The organism is Microbacterium nanhaiense, from assembly GCF_014646015.1.
GTDB lineage: Bacteria > Actinomycetota > Actinomycetes > Actinomycetales > Microbacteriaceae > Microbacterium > Microbacterium nanhaiense.
This window is the reverse complement of sequence record NZ_BMMQ01000002.1, coordinates 12957-30523: the sequence shown is the minus strand read 5'-3', so window position 1 is coordinate 30523 and position 17567 is coordinate 12957. Positions and strand designations below refer to the sequence as shown.

Genomic DNA, 17567 nt, shown 5'->3' with positions numbered 1-17567 from the left:
AAGTTGCGAAAACCATGACCGACCAGAAGCCCTCCGTCCTCTTCGTCTGCGTCCACAACGCCGGCCGCTCCCAGATGGCCGCCGGCTGGCTCCGCCACCTCGCGGCAGGACGCGTCGAGGTCCGATCCGCCGGGTCCATGCCCGCCGGCCAGATCAACCCGGTCGCCGTCGAGGCCATGCGCGAGGAGGGCATCGACATCACCGCCGAGCAGCCCAAGGTGCTCACGACCGAAGCGGTGCAGGACTCCGACGTCGTGATCACCATGGGCTGCGGCGACGCGTGCCCGTTCTTCCCCGGCAAGCGCTACGAGGACTGGAAACTCGACGACCCCGCCGGTCAGGGCATCGAGGCGGTGCGCCCGATCCGCGACGACATCAAGGCCCGCGTCGAAACGCTGCTGGCGGAGCTCCTGGGCTGAGCAATACCGCACGCACGAAGGGGCAGGAGCCGTCTTGGTTCCTGCCCCTTCGCGCTTCCCGCGGGTCAGCGGCCAGCGGGTGCCATGCCGAGCTGGATGAGCTGCGGCGCAGGGGCGCAGCAGGACCCGGCTGCGGACTGCTCGTCGGGCGCGTCGAAGAGGCCGGAGCCGCCGCACACACCCGTGTCCGGCAGAACGAGCTCCACGCGCTCGGCTGCCTCGCGGTCCCCGGCGATCGCGGCGACGACGCTGCGGACCTGCTCGAACCCGGTCAGGGCGAGGAAGGTCGGCGCGCGTCCGTAGGACTTCGCTCCCACGATGTAGAACCCTGGCTCGGGCTGCTCGAGGTCGGCCGCGCCGGTGGCCCGGACGGAACCGCACGAGTGGACGTTCGGGTCGACCTCCGCGGCGATCTTCGATGGGGCCTGTAGGCGCATGTCGAGGTCGAGACGGATCTCGGAGAGGAAGGACAGGTCGGGACGGAAGCCGGTGGCGACGAACACCCGCGCCGCAGGCTCGAGGCGTCGGCCGTCCTCTGCCACGAGCACTGCTTGGCCGCCGTCGATGACGACCTGCTCGGTGCGGAACCCGGTCACGAGATCGACGAGACCGTCCTCGACGGCCTTCTTCGCGCGCTGGCCCAGCGCGCCCCGCTCGGGCAGTTCGTCGGCGCTGCCGCCACCGAAGGTGTTGCCGACCGCGCCGCGGCGCAGCACCCAGGTGATCCGCGTCCCCGGCTCGCGCTTGGCCACCCTGGACAGGATCCCGATCGTCGTCGCCGCGGAGTGCCCGTTGCCGACCACCACGACGTGCTGGCCCGCCAGGGGGCTGGCGTCCTCGATCGCGGGCATGCGGTGCTCCAGGAGGCCTGCGTCTGTCGCTGCGCTCTCGCCGAGGGCAGGGAGCCCGTCAGCGCCGGCAGGGCTCGGAGTGCGCCAGGTGCCCGCGGCGTCGATCACAGCGCTCGCTTCGACCCGCTCCTCGGTGCCGTCCGCGCGCTCGACGTGGACGACGAAGGGCTGCTCGGCACGGCCGGCGTCGACGGAGAGGTCGCGGCCCTTGCGGCCGACGCCGACGACCCGCGTCCCGTAACGCACGCGGTCGCCGAGGGCCTCTGCGAGGGGCGCGAGGTACTGCTCGATCCACTGCGCGCCGGTCGGGTAGCCCTGCGTTCGGGCCGACCATCCGGTGGGCTCCAGCAGGCGTCGCGACGCGGCGTCGGTGAGCTCCGTCCACGGCGAGAACAGGCGCACGTGGCCCCACTCGGCCACCGCGGAGGCAGCCGTGTCGCCGGACTCCAGGACGATTGGGTCGAGACCCCGCTCGATCAGGTGGGCTGCGGCGGCCAGTCCCTGCGGACCGGCACCGATGACGACGACAGGGTTCACTGCGACCTCCATGCATTGACGTTCTTCGATGTGAGACAAATCGATCCTGACGCTCATATCGACAGATGTCAATACGTCGGGCAGAATAGAGTCATGAACGCACCGCCCGTCACCATCGACACCAGCGCAGGCTCCTGCTGCGCCCCCGGCCAGGCGATGGACGACGGCACGGCCCACGACCTCGCGAAGGTCTTCAAGGCGCTCGGCGACCCGACGCGGGTGAAGCTGCTCTCCATGATCGTCGGGAGCAGCGCCGGCGAGATGTGCGTCTGCGACCTCACGGACCCCGTGGGCCTGTCGCAGCCGACGGTCTCCCACCACATGAAGCTGCTCGTCGAGGCGGGCCTCGTCACCCGCGAGCAGCGCGGGAAATGGGCCTACTACCAGCCAACCACCGGCACGCTCGCCGACGCGGCGAAGGCACTGCTGGGCTGATGGGAGCGATCGGGCTCCGGCCGATGGCCGAGGCGGACTGGCCCGAGGTCGAGAAGATCTACCGCGCCGGGATCGAGACCGGCCACGCGACGTTCGAATCCGAGCCGCCGACCTCCTGGGGCAGGTTCGTAGCGGGCAAGCATCCTGGTCTCATGCTCGTCGCGGCGGACGGACCGACGGTCGTCGGCTGGTCGGCCGCGGGCCCCATCTCCGCCCGCGCCGTGTACCGGGGCGTGGTCGAGCACTCCGTCTATGTCGCGCCGCAGTCGTCGGGCAGAGGCGTCGGGCGTCTCCTGCTGGAGGGGCTGATCAGCGCCGCTGAGCGCTCGGGCGTCTGGACCATCCAGTCGTCGGTCTTCCCCGAGAACACGACCAGCCTCCGCCTCCACGAGCGAGCGGGGTTCCGCCAGGTCGGCCGGCGCGAGCGAATAGCGCTCATGGAGCACGGCCCGCTCGCGGGCCAGTGGCGCGACACCATCCTGCTCGAACGGCGCTCGGGCCAGGACGGATCTGAGGCTCGGTAAGGCCGGCGCTGGCCGGCAGCAAGTCGCTGGACCGCGCGGCCGGAGCCTCGGCCCGGGACGTCTCTAAGCGCTCCACGGGGTCAATCGCGGGGCGTCAATAGTTCCTGCACAGCAGGCGGGTACTGGCTGAAGCCTCTGGGCTCCGCCTCCGGGACAGCCTGGGCCAGGGCCGCGAGATTCGGGAACTCCTCGAGCACCAGGTCGTAACGCTGCTGCGAGACGAGCACCGCCCTGAGCAACCTCTGGCTCTCTGCAGGCATGCGGGCCAGGTCGATCGTGGCGAACTCATCGTCGCGGACGCCGGTCTTGCGGGCCTGAATGCGAGCCGATCGGCGCTCGGGGAGCTGGGCTTGCGCCTGCGTCGGGCCCAAGTACTCGGCCAGGTGGTCGAAGTACCGCCAGAGCGCGTAGTAGTCCGCGTCAGACCAGTGAGTCTGGTCTTCGTAGTAGATCCGGTCAATCACTGCCGACGCTCCTCTCCGCGCGCTTCTGATGCCTCCATTGTTGCCCAGGCTCGACGGATTGGGTTGGGCGCTCGGGTCCAGACCAGCACCGACTTCCGGTACATCTGGTGCACCTAGGCTCTCCTTGTCGCCGTGCGCGACCCCGAAGGAGTCAGCGCGGCAGGACAAGCCCGCAGAACTCTGAGCTCTATCCTTCGAAGCAACCAGGCCGCCCTTCCTGCTGGAACACGGCTTTGAGCGCCACGTCATCAAACGGCAATTGAGCCTGGGAACCCAGGGCTTTTGAGACAGTGAGGACTCGAACGGCGCAGGGGTGGCATTCAGCGTTACTGAACGTGACTTGTAAGGAAACAGCGTCCGACAGAATCAGAGGAAGGAGCGCGGAATCCCGGGCGTGTTCGGCCTTTCGTGGCGAGGCCTGCGGGCACACTAGCGGGCGCAGAGGTTCAATTCAGCTAATTCCGGGCAACAAAAAACCCCGGAAAATCGTTGATTTTCCGGGGTTTCTGACTACTTCATGGTCGGGCTGACAGGATTTGAACCTGCGACCCCTTGACCCCCAGTCAAGTGCGCTACCAAGCTGCGCCACAGCCCGAAATTTCATTTGCCTTCCCTCAGGAAGACAACTCGATAAGTCTACCCGGCCCGCGCGATCCGCGCGAATCGGGGGCGGATCCCGGGCGCGTCAGCGCGTGCGGCGGAGGATGAGGACGGGAATCGTGCGGGCCGTCTTTCGCTGATAGGCGGCGAAGCCCTCGCTCGCGGCTTCGAAGAGGCGCCAGACGCGGTCGCGGTCCTCGCCGTGCAGCACCTCCGCCTCGACGCGCACGGTGCCGGCGTCGGGATCCTCGATCGTCGTGTCAGGGTTCGCGACGAGGTTGTGGAACCAGGCGGGGTTTTCGTCGGCCCCCGCCTTCGACGCTGCGATCAGCCATTCGCCTGCGGTGGGGCGTAGCGCCATCACGGGGGTCACGCGCACGATTCCCGTCCGCGCACCGGTGTGATGCAACAGGATGAGCTCGCGGCCGAAGCCGCCCGTTTTCACGGTGCCGCCGTTCTCTCGGAACTCGTCGATGATGTCCTGATTCCAGCCCATGCGCTCATCCTGCCAGTGGCGGATGCGGGAGAATAGGGGGATGACCGAACCGAGCTCCGTTCGCTGCGATGTGTGGCTGTGGGCCGTGCGCATCTACAAGACGCGTTCGGCCGCGACGACGGCGATTCGCGGCGGGCACGTGCGGGTCAACGGCGATCCGGTGAAGGCCGCGCACGCCGTGCGGGTGGGCGACGAGGTGCGCGCTCGGATCAACGGCTTCGACAAGATCCTCAAGGTCGAGAGGCTCCTCCTCAAGCGCGTGGGCGCCCCCATCGCCGCGACGGCGTACACCGATCTCACTCCTCCCCCGCGACCCCGCGAGTTCTATGCGCCGATCGTGCACCGCGATCGCGGATCCGGTCGGCCCACGAAGCGCGAGCGCCGCGAGATCGATCGCCTCACGGGCCGCGACTCCCGCGAGCCCTGACGCGTCAGGCGGTGAGCCGGGCGAGCGCGGCGCGCACGTCGGGCCATGTGGAGGCGAAGCCGGGGTGCAGCGGGTAGTCCTCGATCTCGTCGACTGGCACCCACTTCAGCTCGAGCGACTCGGGGTCGCTGATCACCGGCTCGAACGGATTCACGACGACGGCGATGACCGTCGTGTAGCGCCACACACCGACGTCGAAGACGTGCTGGGCGCGCGGAATGACGGACCCGTCGGGCACGCCGGCCTCCTCCTGCGCCTCGCGAATCGCGCCGGTCACGGGCGACTCGCTCGCGTCGTGCAGCGCACCGCCGGGCAGCCCCCAGGTGCCGCCGAAGTGGCTCCACCCCACGCGGTGCTGCATGAGAACGCCGCGATCCTGGTCGTAGGCGAGCAGGCCAGCGGCGCCGTACAGGCCCCAATACCGCGATCCGTCCGCGCTCTCGACCCAGCCATCCCCCGGATGGTGAGGCCGGAAGGGCATCGTCGCGGTCATGCCCCCATGGTACGGGCGCCGCGGCGTTCGCGGGCGGATCCGCGTAACTCGGTGACACACGGATCCATTGCGCCGAGCGCGCGGGCGCGTGCGCGGATCCGCCCCTCGCGCCGCGGTTCGCCAGGTTTCGGGGACCGGCTGCAACCCGAAAGGGCGGCCCGAAGGCCGCCCCACGGAAGACTTACTTCTTCTTCCGGCGCTCGCGCACGCGCATGTTCACGACGACGGGCGTGCCCTCGAAGGGGTACACCTCGCGCAGGCGACGCTGGATGAAGCGGCGGTAGCCGGGGTCCAGGAAGCCCGTCGTGAACAGCACGAAGGTCGGCGGACGCGTGCTCGCCTGCGTGCCGAAGAGGATGCGGGGCTGCTTGCCGCCACGCAGTGGGTGCGGGTGCTCGGAGACGAGCTCGGTGAGGAACGCGTTGAGCTTTCCGGTCGGGATGCGGCGGTCCCAGTTCTCGAGCGCTTCCTCGAGGGCGGGAACGAGCTTGTCGAGATGACGGCCCGTCTTCGCCGAGATGTTCACGCGCGGCGCCCAGGCCACGTGCGCGAGATCCTTCTCGATCTCCTTCTCGAGGAAGTACCGGCGCTCCTTGTCCTCCAGCTCGGGAGTGTTCAGCAGGTCCCACTTGTTGAACGCCAGCACGAGCGCGCGGCCCGATTCGAGCACGAGGTCGATGATGCGCACGTCCTGCTCGCTGATCGGCTCGGTCACGTCGAGAACGACGACCGCGACCTCCGCCTTTTCGAGCGCCGTCGAGGTGCGCAGGCTCGCGTAGAAGTCGGCGCCCTGGTGCATGTGCACGCGACGGCGGATTCCCGCGGTGTCGACGAAGGTCCACAGCTTCCCGCCCACCTCGACGATCTCGTCGACCGGGTCGCGGGTGGTGCCGGCGAGCTCGTTGACGACGACGCGCTCCTCGCCCGCCGACTTGTTCAGCAGCGACGACTTGCCGACGTTCGGGCGACCGATGATCGCGACGCGGCGCGGTCCGCCGATCTCGTGCTTCGCGACCGCCGAGATCTCCGGGGTCTTCGCCATCACGGCGTCGAGCAGGTCGGCGACGCCGCGGCCGTGGATGGCCGAGATGGGGTACGGCTCGCCGAGGCCCAGGTTCCACAGGGCCGCGGCCTCGACCTCGTGCGAGGCGTCGTCGATCTTGTTGGCGACGAGGAAGACGGGCTTCTTCGTCTTGCGCAACAGCTTCACGACGTGCTCATCGGTGGCCGTGGCGCCCACCTTCGCGTCGACGACGAAGAGAATCACGTCGGCCAAGTCGATCGCGACCTCGCTCTGCTGCGCCACCGAACGGTCGATGCCCTTCGCGTCGGGCTCCCACCCGCCGGTATCGACGAGCGAGAACCGCCGGTCGAGCCACTCCGCCTTGTACGTCACACGGTCACGCGTGACGCCGGGCACATCCTCCACGACGGCCTCGCGGCGGCCGAGGATGCGGTTGACGAGAGCCGACTTGCCCACGTTGGGGCGGCCGACGATCGCGACGACCGGCAGCGCGGGCAGGTACTCGTTGCCGTGCTCGTCGACCTGGATGCCGGCGAGCAGCTCGGCGTCGTCGTCCTCGAGTTCGTAGTCGGCGAGGCTCTGGCGCAGCGCCTCGGCGCGAGCCTCGATCAGCTCGTCGTCGAGACCCTCCAGGCGCTCGATGAGGTCGTCGTTCGCCTCGTAGTCGTCGTCGTATTCAGCGGCCATTGCGGCCTTCCTCTCGTCGCTCGTCGACCACCGCGAGCACGGCGTCGACGGACTGGTCGAAGTTCAAGTGTGTCGTATCGACGACCGTGACGCCCTCGGCGGCGTTCAGGAAGTCGACCACGGTGGAATCGGAGGCGTCGCGCCGGCGCATGGCCTCCGCCACCGCCGCCACGTCGTCCGCGCCCATCTCCTTGCTGCGGCGCGCGGCGCGCACATCGGGGTGGGCGGTGAGCAGGATCCGCGCGGGGGCGTCGGGCGCCACCACGGTGGTGATGTCGCGGCCCTCGACGATGACGCCGGGCAGCGACGCGTCGGCGACGATCCGCCGGAACAGCTCGTTGATCTTCTCGCGCACGCTGAGCGTCTTCGCGACGCCCGCGACGGCAGCCGTCGTCTCGGGTGTACGGATCGCGTCCGTCACATCCGTCTCGCCGACCGCGATCGTGCGGACGTCGGGGTCGAGCGATATGCTCGGCTCGAAGTCGGCGAATCCCGACTCCACCGCCGCCGGATCCGTCGTCGACCCGCCGCGCGACAGCACGAACCACGCGAGGGCGCGGTACACGCTGCCGGTGTCGAGGTAACCGAAACCGAGCCTGCGCGCGGCCTCCTTCGACACGCTCGACTTCCCGGATCCCGCCGGGCCGTCGATTCCCACGAAGAACGTCTCAGACATGCGCACCCGCAATCCTCCATCCACGCGCCGACATGCCGTCGACGGCCCTCTGCAGCGTCGCCGGGTCGACCGCGATCTCGGCGAGACCGAGCTGCGCGCCCGGCGAGTGCTCGAGCCGGAAGTCCTCGACGTTGACGTCGAGCTCGCCCAGGTCGCCGAAGAGGCGGCCGAGCTGACCGGAGGCGTCGTCGACCATCACGACGAAGGTCTCGAACATGCGCCGCTGCCCGTGCTTGCCGGGCAGGCGGGCGACGCCGAGGTTGCCGTCGCGGATCGCGTCGGCCGTCGTCCGTCGGGCACCCGCCGCCTCCGGATCCCGGAGGGCGTCGGCGACGCGCTGCAGGTCGGCCGCGATCAGGTCGAGCTGCTCCACGACCGGCGCGGCATTCGCCGCGAGGATCTGCACCCACAGCTCGGGCGCGCTCGCGGCGATCCGGGTGGTGTCGCGCACGCCCTGACCGGCGAGGCTCAGCGACATCTCCGGCGCCTCGGCGAAGCGCGCGGCAAGGAGCGAGGCGACGACCTGCGGGACGTGCGAGACGAGCGCGACGGAGCGGTCGTGCTCCTCCGGGGTCATCTCGATCGGGACGGCGCCCAGGTCGAGCGCGAGGTCCTCGATGAGCGCGAGCGCGCTCGCGGGCGTCTCGCCGTCGCGGCAGATCACCCACGGCCGCCCGAGGAAGATGTCGGCGCGCGCGGAGATCGCTCCCCCGCGCTCGCGACCCGCCATAGGGTGCGAGCCGATGTAGTTCACGAGGTTCACGCCGCGTCGCCGCAGCTCGCGCAGCGGCTCGAGCTTGACCGACGCGACGTCGGTGACGACGGCGTTCGGGTAGCGCTCGAGCTCAGCGGCGACCGTGTCGGCGACGACGTCGGGCGGGGTGCAGACGACGACGAGATCGGGGGCATCGCCCTCCGCCTCGGCGCGACCGGCGCCGTAGTCGACCGCCAGGCGCAGCTGCGCCGGCGAGGTGTCGGCGAGGATCACGTCGACGCCGTTCTTCACGAGCGCGTGTCCGATGCTCGAGCCGAGGAGCCCCGCACCGACGATGCGCACGGATCCGGAAACGCGCGCGAGCTTGCCGGGAACGAGATCCGTCACTTCTGCGCCTCCGCCTCGCGGGCGAGCGTCAGCAACGCGCCGCGTTCTTCCTTCGTCAGCTCGCGCATCTCTCCGGTGCGCAACGGTCCGAGGTGCAGAGGCCCGAACTGGCGGCGCACGAGCTCGACGACGGGATGGCCGACCTTCGCCATCATGCGGCGGACGATGCGGTTGCGGCCCGAGTGCAGGGTCAGCTCCACGAGGCTCGTGCCGCGCGAGACGTCGAGGATCCGTGCCTTGTCGGCGGCAATCGGGCCGTCCTCGAGCTCGATACCCTTCACGAGCTGCTGCACGGTCGACCCGCGCACCTCGCCCTTGACCTTCGCGATGTACACCTTCGTGACGCCGAAGCGCGGGTGCGCGAGCACGTTCGCGAGCTCGCCGTCGTTGGTCAGCACCAGCAGGCCCGAGGTGTCGCCGTCGAGGCGGCCGACGTTGTAGATGCGCTCGTCGAACTCGCGCGTGAACTCGCGAAGGTCGGGGCGCCCCTGCTCGTCCTTCATCGTGCTCATCACGCCGCGGGGCTTGTTGAGCATGACGTACCGCTTGGAGACGTCCAGCTGCACCGCCTGACCGTCGACGTCGACGAGGTCGGTCTCCGGATCGATGCGCCGACCCAGCTCGGTCACGACCGTTCCGTTGACGCGCACGCGGCCCTCGGCGATCAGGTTCTCGGACACGCGACGCGACGCGACGCCCGCGTTCGCCAGCACCTTCTGCAGGCGCACGCCCTCCGGTTGTTCCTGATCTGCCATATCTCGCTCTCCGTCGCGACCAACCCGCTCGCGATGCGATGCGGACACACGTCGTTCCATTCTGGCGGATCTGGCTGGTTAAATGCCTTCCAGACCCTCGAATCCGTCGGATCCGTCATCGAGGAGCGGCGAAATGTGCGGGAGCTCGTCGATCGACGAGATGCCGAGCTTCTCGAGCAACAGCTCCGTGGTGCCGTACAGCATCGCACCGGTGTCCGGATCCGTCTGCACCTCCGTGATCAGACCCCGCCCGAGCAGGGTCCGCACGACGCCGTCGACGTTCACGGCGCGGATCTGAGCGACCTGCGAGCGCGAGACGGGCTGCTTGTATGCGATCACGGCGAGCGTCTCGAGGGCCGCCTGCGACAGCCGCGCTGGCGCCTGACTTCCGACGAAATCGGTCACGACCTGGTCGAGGTCCGATCGCACGTACATCCGCCAGCCGCTCGCGACCTCGCGCAGCTCGAAGCCGCGCTGCGGCCCGGATCCGCGACCGTCGTAATCGTCGCGGAGCGCGGCCAGCGCCGCCCGCACCTCGCGCAACGGCGATCCGACCGCTGCGGCGAGCGCGGTCGCGCTCATCGGCTCCTCGGCGACGATGAGCATCGCCTCGAGCCGGCGGTTCAGTTCGTCACTCATAGTCCGTCCCCAAGCTGGCGAGCGTCTCGTCGGTCCATTCTTCCGCGACCCATCTGACGGTCAGTTCGCCGAGCGGCTCGAGCTGCTCGAAGACGACCGCCGCGTGCCGGTAGAGCTCGAGGATCGCGATGAAGCGCGCGACGATCACTCCCCTCTCGGGGGATCCGGCCACCAACTCGCGGAAGGTGAGGGCGCCGTGGGTGCGCAGGCTCGACACGACGATCGCCGCCTGCTCGCGGATCGATACCCGCGGGGCGTGCAGGTGGCCGAGCCCCACGGTCGGAATCTCGCGGGGCGTGAGGGCGAGCGTGGCGAGCGCCGCGAAGTCATCGACGGAGAGCTTCCACGACAGCTCGGGCGTCGTCGCGCGGTACTTCTGCTCGAGCGGCACGGCGCGCGCATGGCGCGCGTCCTCCGAACGGATCCGCTCCGCGAACCACGCGGAGACCTCCTTGAACGCGCGGTACTGCAGCAGGCGCGCGAAGAGCAGGTCGCGCGCCTCGAGCAGCGCGACCGATTCGGCGTCGACGAGTTCTCCCTGAGGGAGGAGCCCCGCGACCTTCATGTCGAGCAGCGTCGCGGCGACGACGAGGAACTCGCTCGTCTCGTCGAGCTCGGCGTCGGCGCTCGCGAGGTAGGCGATGAACTCCTCCGTCACCGCCGACAGCGCGACCTCCGTGATGTCGAGCTCGCGATTGCCGATCAGCGTCAGGAGCAGGTCGAAGGGGCCGTCGAAGTTCGACAGCGACACGCGGAACCCCGCCTCGGGTTCCCGCATCTCTAGACCTCCGCGCGCCGCCGGGCCCCCGCCGCGGCGTCGGCCGACGGACGCCGGGGCATCATGCGACGGCGCCGCGGTCGACCAGCTCGCGGGCCAGCCGGAGGTACGCCTGCGCCGCCGGGTGCTGCGGCGCGTACTCGATGATGGGGACGCCGGACACGCTCGCGTCCGGGAACTTCACGGTGCGGCCGATCACGGTCTCGAAGACCTTGTCTCCGAAGGTCTCGACGATGCGCTCGAGCACCTCGCGCGAGTGCAGCGTGCGCGGGTCGTACATGGTCGCGAGCAGGCCGTCCAGCTCGAGCGACGGGTTCAGGCGGTCCTGCACCTTCTCGATCGTCTCGATCAGCAGGGCGACACCGCGCAGCGCAAAGAACTCGCACTCGAGCGGGATCAGGACGCCGTGGGCGGCCGTGAGCGCGTTGACCGTGAGCAGGCCGAGCGAGGGCTGGCAGTCGATGAGGATGACGTCGTACTCTTTGGCGACCTTCGAGAGCACGCGGGCGAGGATCATCTCGCGGGCGACCTCGTTGACGAGGTGCACCTCGGCGGCCGAGAGGTCGATGTTCGCGGGCATGACGTCGAGCCCGTCGATGTGCGTGTGCACGATCGCATCGTGCGCGTCGCGCTTCGTGTCGAGCATGAGGTCGTAGATCGTCGTCATGTCGTGGGTGTTGATGCCGAGACCCGCCGACAGCGCGCCCTGCGGGTCGAAGTCGACCGCGAGAACCCTGCGCCCGTATTCGGCGAGCGACGCGGCGAGATTGATGCTCGTGGTCGTCTTGCCGACGCCGCCCTTCTGGTTGCAGAGGGCGATGATTCGGGCGGGACCGTGGCGCTCGAGCTTCGCGGGGGTCGCAAACCCGTTGTAGGGGCGACCCGTAGGGCCGATAACGACGTCGTCGTTCTTTTTCGCCACCGATGTTCCTCCTGACACGCTCCCCCGAGTGTATCGGCACCGTTACATTCGGGGGCTCACTTTTCCCCGCGGTTCGCGGATCCGGGCGCGTCGCGCACCCGGATCCGCGTCAGCCGCCCGCCCGCAGCGCGGTGATCGGTTCGATGCGCGACGCGCGGCGCGCGGGATACCAGCCCGAGATCCAGCCCACGAGCGCGCCAACGACGACCCCGGCGATCGCGACGAACGGATCCACGACCGCGGTCCACTGCTGAATCGCCGAGACCCCGACGACGGCGAGCACGCCGAGCGCGGCGCCGATGAGGCCGCCGAGCACGCCGATGACGATCGACTCGACGGTGAACTGTGCCGCGATCTGCCGCCGCGTCGCCCCGAGCGCCCGGCGCAGGCCGATCTCCCCCGTGCGTTCCGTGACGGAAAGCAACGTGACGTTGGCGATGCCGAGCCCTCCGGCGAGCAGCGACACGGCACCCACGATCAGGAAGACGACGTTGACGTCGCCCTGCACCGCGTCGCCGAGCGTCGAGCTGGCCTGCGGGGCGCGGACCTTGAGCGAGTCCGGATCGTCGCTCGCGAGCGCGAGCGGCGCCTGTTCCGCCACCTGCGGGCCGGCTCCGACAGCGATGTGCGCGATCGCCTCGCCCGGCGCAAACAGGCCGAAGTCCTGGCGCGCCGTGCCGCTCGGCACGATCACGGCGTCGCGCAGGTCGCCGTGGGTGTGCAGATCGCCGACGATGCCGATCACGGCGTAGGCGAGTCCGTCGATGAAGATCGACGGCTGGCTGTCCACGCGCGCGATGTTGAGCCGTTCCGCGATGCGTGACCCGAGCACGGCAACGCGGTCGCCGCGCTCGTCGTGCCCCGCATCGAACATCCGCCCCGTCTGCATCTCGCCGCCCACGACGTCGAGCAGCTGCGACGATGCCGCCCGCACGGGAGGCACCGCGGTCGTAGGCGCTGACGGGTCGTTGAGCGGCACCGAGGTGATCGTCGCCGACTCGGCAAGCGCCACCTCGCTGAGGAGCGCCGCGCCGTCGACGCCCGCGAGACGCTCGAGCCGTTCCGGCGCATCCCACGGGATTCGACCCAGCGCGCCGCTGTTCTCACCGAACGACGCGGTCTCGGGTTCGATGGAGACCTGGGTGGATGCCGCCTGGTTGAACTGACTCGAGATCTGCCCGGCCGCCGTCTGCGCGAAACCCCAGGTCGCGACGAGTGAGCCGATTCCGAGCACCGTTCCGAGGATCGTCATGATGAGACGGCCCGGGCGGGAGCCGATGTCGCTCGTCGCCTCGGAGACGAGGTCGCTCGCCGAGAAGCGGTCGGCGCGTTCGACCGGCCTCAGCAGCTGTCCGGTGTCGGCGCTTGCGGCGCGGGGCTTCTTCCGCCACCCCATCACGACACCTCGCTGAGTCGGCCGTCGGAGATGCGCACGCTGCGGCCCGCCCGCTCGGCGACCGCCTGGTCGTGCGTGATGATCACGAGGGTGAGGCCGTCGGCGTTGAGGTCTTCGAAGAGCTCCATGACCTCGCCCGAGGTGCGCTGGTCGAGGCTACCGGTCGGCTCGTCGGCGAGCAGCAGCTGCGGATCCGAGACGACGGCGCGCGCGATCGCGACGCGCTGCTTCTCGCCGCCCGAGAGCGTGCCCGGGTAGAAGGTGCGCCGGTGCCCGAGACCGACGCGCTCGAGCGCGTCGTCCGCTCGGCGGGCTCGCTCCGCGCGCGGCACGCCGCTGTAGGTCATCGGCATCATGACGTTGTCGAAAACAGTTCGGCGCGACATCAGGTGGAACGACTGGAAGACGAACCCGATCGCCTGCGCGCGCACGGCCGCGCGCTGGTCCTCCGTCAGCTCGCTCGTGGCCGTGCCCGCCAGGCGGTACTCGCCGACCGTCGGCCGGTCGAGGAGACCGAGCAGGTTAAGCATCGTCGATTTCCCGGATCCGCTCGGCCCCACAATGGACACGTATTCGCCCGCGTCGATCGACAGGTTCGCGGCTTTCAGCGCCTGGACCTCGGGCGGGCCGGGAAACGATCTCGTCACGTCGCGCAGCTCGACGAGCGGCGTCACGACCCCACCACCACGAGGTCGCCCTCCTGGAGCTCGCCGTCCGTGGGCGACACCTCGACGTAGCCGCCCGAGGCGAGTCCGGTCTCGACCGTCACGATCCGGGTCTCCGCCTCGTCGCCGTCACGGGGGTCGCCCATCACGACCTCGACGCGCGATTCACCGCCGGGGCCCGCCGTCAGGGCCGCGTACGGCACCGAGAGCACCTCGCCCTCGGTGGCCCCCACGGGGATGTTCACGCGCACGTTCTCGCCGCGGAGCTCGTCGAGCTGCTCCGGTGTGAGCGGGTCCGGCTCCAGGGCGATGCTCACGCGACCACCCTCGGCCTTACCGATCGACGTGACCGTCGCGGCGTGCTCGGCGCCGCTCGGCAGCTCGAAGCTCGCCGTCATGCCCTCCTCGAGCAGCTGCGACTCGGTCTCGCCCGCGCTCGCGGTCAGCTGCACCGTCGCGCCCGACACGGTCATCGCGGCGCCCGACACGCTGTCCCCGCGCGACACGACGACATCGTCGACGCGGCGCGGCAGCTGGCTCATGAACAGCACCTCGCTCGCCGGGAGGTACGGTTGCACGGCCTCCTGCGCCGAGGCGAGCTGCTCCTGGGCGGACTCGAGGGACGCGTTCGCGGCATCGATCATGCGCTGTTCGGCGCTCGTGTCGGCAGCCACGTCGAGCTGGGCGCGCTGCAACTTCGCGATCTCCATCTGGTTTCGCACGTCGGAGGCATCCTCGCCCGCAGCCTCGAGTTCCTTCACCTGCCGCCACAGCGAATCGACAGCGCCGTCGGCCTCGCGGATCGCGATCTCGTCGGGCCCCTTCTGGGCATCGGCGAGCGCGGCCTGTGCGTCGGCGAGCTGCTGCTGCGCATCGCGCACGCCGCTCTCCGCCACCACGACGGCCTCGCCCGCGCCCTCCTCGGGCGCCGGGGCGGGATAGCCCGCCTGGTCGTACAGGGCGGCGACACCGGCAGCCGTCGCGGCGTCGAAGACATCGGATCCGGGATCGCCGGCATCGATGCCGACGGCCGCGAGCGATTCCTTCAGCTGCGTCACGTCGGGGCCGGAGGCGCCGATGCGCAGGGTGCGGTAGGCGGGCAGCTCGCCGGGCAGGACGATCACGGGGCGACCCGTCACCTCGAGCGCGATCGACAGCGGGCCGAGCTCGGCGCCGCGCTCGGGCACCTGACCGGTGACGATCGCCGCGCCCTCGAATGAGGAGGTGTCGATCTTCAGTTCGACCGCATCGTCGTATCCGACGTCGCCGCGGATCGTGACGTCGTTGCTGAGCTCGCCGAATTCGACCGGGACGGTCACGAGCCCGGGCGGGGGCGCCGCTTCGCCGGCGGCGCGGTCGAACGGCGACACGACGAAGTGGCCGAGCGCGATGCCACCCGCGAGTGCCACGACCGCGACGATGGCGGTCACCCACAGGCCACGGTTTCCCCGCACGACGCGACCCCACCCGCCCGCACGAGCGGACGGAGCGGGCGCCTCCTCGGTGTCATCGCCGGCGTCGGCCAGGATGGCATCCACATCGTCGAGGCGCGCGGGGGCCTCCTTCTTGCGACGGAACGCCATCACATGACCTGCTCGGCCGCGGCACGGAACGCCTCGAGTTCGGCTTCGTTGTCTTCGATGAACTGCTCTTCGAGCTCGAACTGGGCCGTGAGCTTCGCGTTCGAGTAGTCGGTCTCCTCGCGGCAGTCGAGGTCGGCCAGGGCCGTCTTGATCTCGTCGGCCGCGGCGTCCTTCCATTCCTGGGAGTTCGCGGGGTCGGTCGACTCGTAGTAGGCGTTGATCTCCTCCTCGGTCGCGTTCTCCCAGTCGGGTTCTTCGCCGCTGGCGTTCTCGTAGAGCTCGCTCTGGATGTCGGAGAACGACTCCTGCGCGTCGGTCTGCACCTCGAAACCGGGGAAGCCTGCGTCTTCCATGCACGTCGACCACTTCGCGTCGAGCTCGACGACCGAGTCGAGACTCTCGAGCTCCTCGTACAGGCCGTTCATCTTCTCCATCAGCGGCTCGTACTGCTCATAGAGCTCATCGAGCGCGTTGCTGTCGAAGATCTCCTCCGAGGCCTTGCCCTGGCAGCCCATGTCCATCGAGCTCCAGTCGAACTCGGGATCGTTCATCTGCTCCTCCGTCGGCGAGGGACCCGAGAGGACCTCGAAGTAGGCCTGCTGCTCGGATTCGCTCAGGGAGTCGATGTAGGGCTGGTTCGGGTCGGTGAACTCCTCGCCCTCCTCGACCGGCTCCTCGCTGCCCGGCCACACGAAGATGCCGTAGCCGTACTTCTCGACCCATTCGCGCTCATCGGGCTCCCATTCCATGCCCGAGTCGAACGACATCCCCGAGTTGTCGCCGGTCAGGGGGATGTACTCGAACCCCTCCGCCTGCATACAGGCGGCGATCGATTCCTCCATCAGCACCTGCTGCGCCTCGGCCTCGTCCTGCATCGCCTCGGGTGAAAGGTCCCCGCCGTAGAGCGCCGACATGTATTCGTTCAGGGGCGAGTCCTCGTAGCTAAGCTTCTCGCCGCCCCCTCCCCCGAAGATTCCGCTGATCGCGCCGCACCCGGAGAGGGTGAGCCCGAGGGCAGCCGTCGTGGCAAGGATCGCGAGGGGACGGAGAGTGCGCATGGGGTTCCTGACTGGCGTGCTGTCGCCGTGTGCTGTGGTCGGTTCGTGCCCCAGCATGGCAGAATACTCAGGCGCTCGCATCCGCCGTAAGGATGACCTTCTCTCGCGCGATATCCGTCAGGATGACGACGCGGCGCGGGGGTGCGCCGCTTGGTACATGTCGCGCAGTGTGTCCGCCGAGACGTGCGTGTAGATCTGCGTCGTGGCGACGGACGCGTGTCCCAGTAACTCCTGGACGACGCGGACATCGGCGCCGCCCTGCAGCAGGTGAGTCGCGAAGGAATGGCGCAGCGTGTGCGGCGAAACGTGCGCCGAAAGCTGGGCCTTCTCCGCCGCGGCCTGGATCACGAGCCACGCGCTCTGACGGGACAGCGGCCGTCCCCGTGCCCCGAGGAAGAGCTTCGGCGTGGCCGTCGACTTCGCGGCGAGCGCGGGCCGAACGCGCGTCAGGTACGCCTCCACGGCGGCTCTAGCGTAGGAGCCGAGCGGCACGATGCGCTCCTTATCGCCCTTGCCGCGCAGCCGCAGGATGTCGCCGTGGCGCATGTCATCGACGTCGAGTCCGATCGCCTCGCTCACGCGCGCGCCGGTCGCGTAGAGCAGTTCCAGTAGCGCGCGGTCGCGGATCCCGATCGGATCGTCCGCGCTTGGCGCCTCGAGGAGCGCCTCGACCTGCGCGATCGTGAGCGCCTTGGGAAGCTTCTGCGGTTGCTTCGGCGGCACGAGCTTCGTCGTAGGATCCGTGCTCGCCGCGCCCTCGCGGGCGAGGAAACGGTGAAGCCCCCGGACCGAGGACTGGAGCCGTGCGAGCGAGCTCGACGCCGGCGGCGGATCCACCGCCGCGGCGTGCTCGACGAAGGCCCGGACCGTGTCGGGTGCGATCTCGCCGGAGTCGGCGATGCCGCGCTCCGCGAGCCAGGCGGCGTAACCGGCGAGGTCTCGCCGGTACGCCGCCACGGTGTTGTCGCTCAGACCGCGCTCGATCGAGATATGGCGCAGATAGCCGTCGATCGCACGATCGAGCTGCATGATGGCG

The 17567-nt window shown here is 69.6% G+C and carries 20 protein-coding genes and 1 tRNA gene; 4 read left to right on the top strand and 17 right to left on the bottom strand.

Annotated features, from left to right (window positions below; all coding sequences use genetic code 11):
- Positions 1-14: 14 nt before the first annotated feature.
- Positions 15-419: an arsenate reductase ArsC gene (locus tag IEX05_RS02975; protein ID WP_188699915.1), complete on the top strand. Its 405-nt coding sequence runs from the start codon at positions 15-17 to the stop codon at positions 417-419.
- A 65-nt stretch (positions 420-484) separates the two neighbouring features.
- Here IEX05_RS02975 and IEX05_RS02970 read toward each other — a convergent pair whose 3' ends face one another.
- Positions 485-1819 carry an NAD(P)-binding domain-containing protein gene (locus IEX05_RS02970; protein WP_188699914.1) on the bottom strand — a complete coding sequence of 445 codons (1335 nt, stop codon included), beginning with the start codon at positions 1817-1819 and terminating at the stop codon, positions 485-487.
- An 81-nt stretch (positions 1820-1900) separates the two neighbouring features.
- Here IEX05_RS02970 and IEX05_RS02965 point away from each other — a divergent pair, with 81 nt between their 5' ends.
- Both IEX05_RS02965 and IEX05_RS02960 read left to right on the top strand, forming a co-directional pair.
- Entirely contained in the window at positions 1901-2242 is a 342-nt protein-coding gene (locus IEX05_RS02965) for an ArsR/SmtB family transcription factor (protein ID WP_188699913.1), read from the top strand.
- On the top strand, positions 2242-2766 hold the full coding sequence (locus IEX05_RS02960) for a GNAT family N-acetyltransferase (RefSeq protein WP_188699912.1): 525 nt from the start codon (positions 2242-2244) through the stop codon (positions 2764-2766). The genes IEX05_RS02965 and IEX05_RS02960 overlap by 1 nt, the downstream gene beginning before the upstream one ends.
- Positions 2767-2846: 80 nt before the next feature.
- Here IEX05_RS02960 and IEX05_RS02955 read toward each other — a convergent pair whose 3' ends face one another.
- The 3 genes from IEX05_RS02955 to IEX05_RS02945 form a co-directional block, all read right to left on the bottom strand.
- Positions 2847-3230, bottom strand: coding sequence for a hypothetical protein (locus tag IEX05_RS02955; RefSeq protein WP_188699911.1), 384 nt, complete (start codon positions 3228-3230; stop codon positions 2847-2849).
- A 518-nt stretch (positions 3231-3748) separates the two neighbouring features.
- Positions 3749-3825: transfer RNA gene (locus tag IEX05_RS02950), tRNA-Pro, on the bottom strand.
- A 90-nt stretch (positions 3826-3915) separates the two neighbouring features.
- Positions 3916-4326, bottom strand: a complete 411-nt coding sequence (locus tag IEX05_RS02945; RefSeq protein WP_188699910.1) for a nitroreductase/quinone reductase family protein — start codon at positions 4324-4326, stop codon at positions 3916-3918.
- A 40-nt stretch (positions 4327-4366) separates the two neighbouring features.
- On the opposite strand from IEX05_RS02945, the gene IEX05_RS02940 reads away from it, so the two are divergent.
- Positions 4367-4753, top strand: a complete 387-nt coding sequence (locus IEX05_RS02940; protein WP_188699909.1) for an RNA-binding S4 domain-containing protein — start codon at positions 4367-4369, stop codon at positions 4751-4753.
- A gap of 4 nt (positions 4754-4757) precedes the next feature.
- Here the strand turns inward: IEX05_RS02940 and IEX05_RS02935 are convergent, their stop codons facing one another.
- From IEX05_RS02935 to xerD, 13 genes are all read right to left on the bottom strand, one after another.
- Positions 4758-5246: an NUDIX hydrolase gene (locus tag IEX05_RS02935; protein ID WP_188699908.1), complete on the bottom strand. Its 489-nt coding sequence runs from the start codon at positions 5244-5246 to the stop codon at positions 4758-4760.
- A gap of 181 nt (positions 5247-5427) precedes the next feature.
- Positions 5428-6957, bottom strand: a complete 1530-nt coding sequence (gene der, locus IEX05_RS02930) for a ribosome biogenesis GTPase Der (RefSeq protein ID WP_188699907.1) — start codon at positions 6955-6957, stop codon at positions 5428-5430.
- Positions 6947-7633 carry a (d)CMP kinase gene (cmk, locus tag IEX05_RS02925; protein WP_188699906.1) on the bottom strand — a complete coding sequence of 229 codons (687 nt, stop codon included), beginning with the start codon at positions 7631-7633 and terminating at the stop codon, positions 6947-6949. Before cmk ends, der begins: the two co-directional genes overlap by 11 nt.
- On the bottom strand, positions 7626-8735 hold the full coding sequence (locus tag IEX05_RS02920; RefSeq protein WP_188699905.1) for a prephenate dehydrogenase: 1110 nt from the start codon (positions 8733-8735) through the stop codon (positions 7626-7628). The genes cmk and IEX05_RS02920 overlap by 8 nt, the downstream gene beginning before the upstream one ends.
- Positions 8732-9490 (bottom strand): pseudouridine synthase, encoded by a 759-nt coding sequence (locus IEX05_RS02915; RefSeq protein ID WP_188699904.1) that lies wholly within the window; start codon positions 9488-9490, stop codon positions 8732-8734. Before IEX05_RS02915 ends, IEX05_RS02920 begins: the two co-directional genes overlap by 4 nt.
- 78 nt (positions 9491-9568) lie before the next feature.
- Positions 9569-10129 carry an SMC-Scp complex subunit ScpB gene (gene scpB, locus IEX05_RS02910; protein ID WP_188699903.1) on the bottom strand — a complete coding sequence of 187 codons (561 nt, stop codon included), beginning with the start codon at positions 10127-10129 and terminating at the stop codon, positions 9569-9571.
- Complete coding sequence (locus IEX05_RS02905) at positions 10122-10907, bottom strand: segregation and condensation protein A (RefSeq protein WP_188699902.1); 786 nt, start codon at positions 10905-10907, stop codon at positions 10122-10124. Before IEX05_RS02905 ends, scpB begins: the two co-directional genes overlap by 8 nt.
- 61 nt (positions 10908-10968) lie before the next feature.
- On the bottom strand, positions 10969-11829 hold the full coding sequence (locus tag IEX05_RS02900; protein WP_373286281.1) for a ParA family protein: 861 nt from the start codon (positions 11827-11829) through the stop codon (positions 10969-10971).
- Positions 11830-11938: 109 nt separating this feature from the next.
- A complete protein-coding gene (locus IEX05_RS02895; protein ID WP_188699900.1) occupies positions 11939-13225 on the bottom strand; it encodes an ABC transporter permease in 1287 nt (428 codons plus the stop codon).
- The gene (locus IEX05_RS02890) at positions 13225-13899 is read right to left on the bottom strand and encodes an ABC transporter ATP-binding protein (protein WP_188699899.1); all 675 of its coding nucleotides are present in this window, start codon (positions 13897-13899) and stop codon (positions 13225-13227) included. Before IEX05_RS02890 ends, IEX05_RS02895 begins: the two co-directional genes overlap by 1 nt.
- On the bottom strand, positions 13896-15473 hold the full coding sequence (locus IEX05_RS02885) for an efflux RND transporter periplasmic adaptor subunit (protein ID WP_229661095.1): 1578 nt from the start codon (positions 15471-15473) through the stop codon (positions 13896-13898). Before IEX05_RS02885 ends, IEX05_RS02890 begins: the two co-directional genes overlap by 4 nt.
- Positions 15473-16531 carry a hypothetical protein gene (locus IEX05_RS02880; RefSeq protein WP_188699898.1) on the bottom strand — a complete coding sequence of 353 codons (1059 nt, stop codon included), beginning with the start codon at positions 16529-16531 and terminating at the stop codon, positions 15473-15475. The genes IEX05_RS02885 and IEX05_RS02880 overlap by 1 nt, the downstream gene beginning before the upstream one ends.
- A 117-nt stretch (positions 16532-16648) precedes the next feature.
- On the bottom strand, positions 16649-17560 hold the full coding sequence (xerD, locus tag IEX05_RS02875) for a site-specific tyrosine recombinase XerD (protein ID WP_188699897.1): 912 nt from the start codon (positions 17558-17560) through the stop codon (positions 16649-16651).
- Positions 17561-17567: the final 7 nt, after the last annotated feature.

Coding starts and splice junctions, on each gene's coding strand:
- IEX05_RS02970 (WP_188699914.1), bottom strand. CDS start 1,819: ATGGAGGTCGCAGTGAACCCTGTCGTCGTCATCGGTGCCGGTCCGCAG.
- IEX05_RS02935 (WP_188699908.1), bottom strand. CDS start 5,246: ATGACCGCGACGATGCCCTTCCGGCCTCACCATCCGGGGGATGGCTGG.
- IEX05_RS02960 (WP_188699912.1), top strand. CDS start 2,242: ATGGGAGCGATCGGGCTCCGGCCGATGGCCGAGGCGGACTGGCCCGAG.
- IEX05_RS02885 (WP_229661095.1), bottom strand. CDS start 15,473: ATGGCGTTCCGTCGCAAGAAGGAGGCCCCCGCGCGCCTCGACGATGTG.
- xerD (WP_188699897.1), bottom strand. CDS start 17,560: ATGCAGCTCGATCGTGCGATCGACGGCTATCTGCGCCATATCTCGATC.
- IEX05_RS02905 (WP_188699902.1), bottom strand. CDS start 10,907: ATGCGGGAACCCGAGGCGGGGTTCCGCGTGTCGCTGTCGAACTTCGAC.
- IEX05_RS02880 (WP_188699898.1), bottom strand. CDS start 16,531: ATGCGCACTCTCCGTCCCCTCGCGATCCTTGCCACGACGGCTGCCCTC.
- cmk (WP_188699906.1), bottom strand. CDS start 7,633: ATGTCTGAGACGTTCTTCGTGGGAATCGACGGCCCGGCGGGATCCGGG.
- IEX05_RS02975 (WP_188699915.1), top strand. CDS start 15: ATGACCGACCAGAAGCCCTCCGTCCTCTTCGTCTGCGTCCACAACGCC.
- scpB (WP_188699903.1), bottom strand. CDS start 10,129: ATGAGTGACGAACTGAACCGCCGGCTCGAGGCGATGCTCATCGTCGCC.
- IEX05_RS02945 (WP_188699910.1), bottom strand. CDS start 4,326: ATGGGCTGGAATCAGGACATCATCGACGAGTTCCGAGAGAACGGCGGC.
- IEX05_RS02895 (WP_188699900.1), bottom strand. CDS start 13,225: ATGGGGTGGCGGAAGAAGCCCCGCGCCGCAAGCGCCGACACCGGACAG.
- der (WP_188699907.1), bottom strand. CDS start 6,957: ATGGCCGCTGAATACGACGACGACTACGAGGCGAACGACGACCTCATC.
- IEX05_RS02940 (WP_188699909.1), top strand. CDS start 4,367: ATGACCGAACCGAGCTCCGTTCGCTGCGATGTGTGGCTGTGGGCCGTG.
- IEX05_RS02915 (WP_188699904.1), bottom strand. CDS start 9,490: ATGGCAGATCAGGAACAACCGGAGGGCGTGCGCCTGCAGAAGGTGCTG.
- IEX05_RS02965 (WP_188699913.1), top strand. CDS start 1,901: ATGAACGCACCGCCCGTCACCATCGACACCAGCGCAGGCTCCTGCTGC.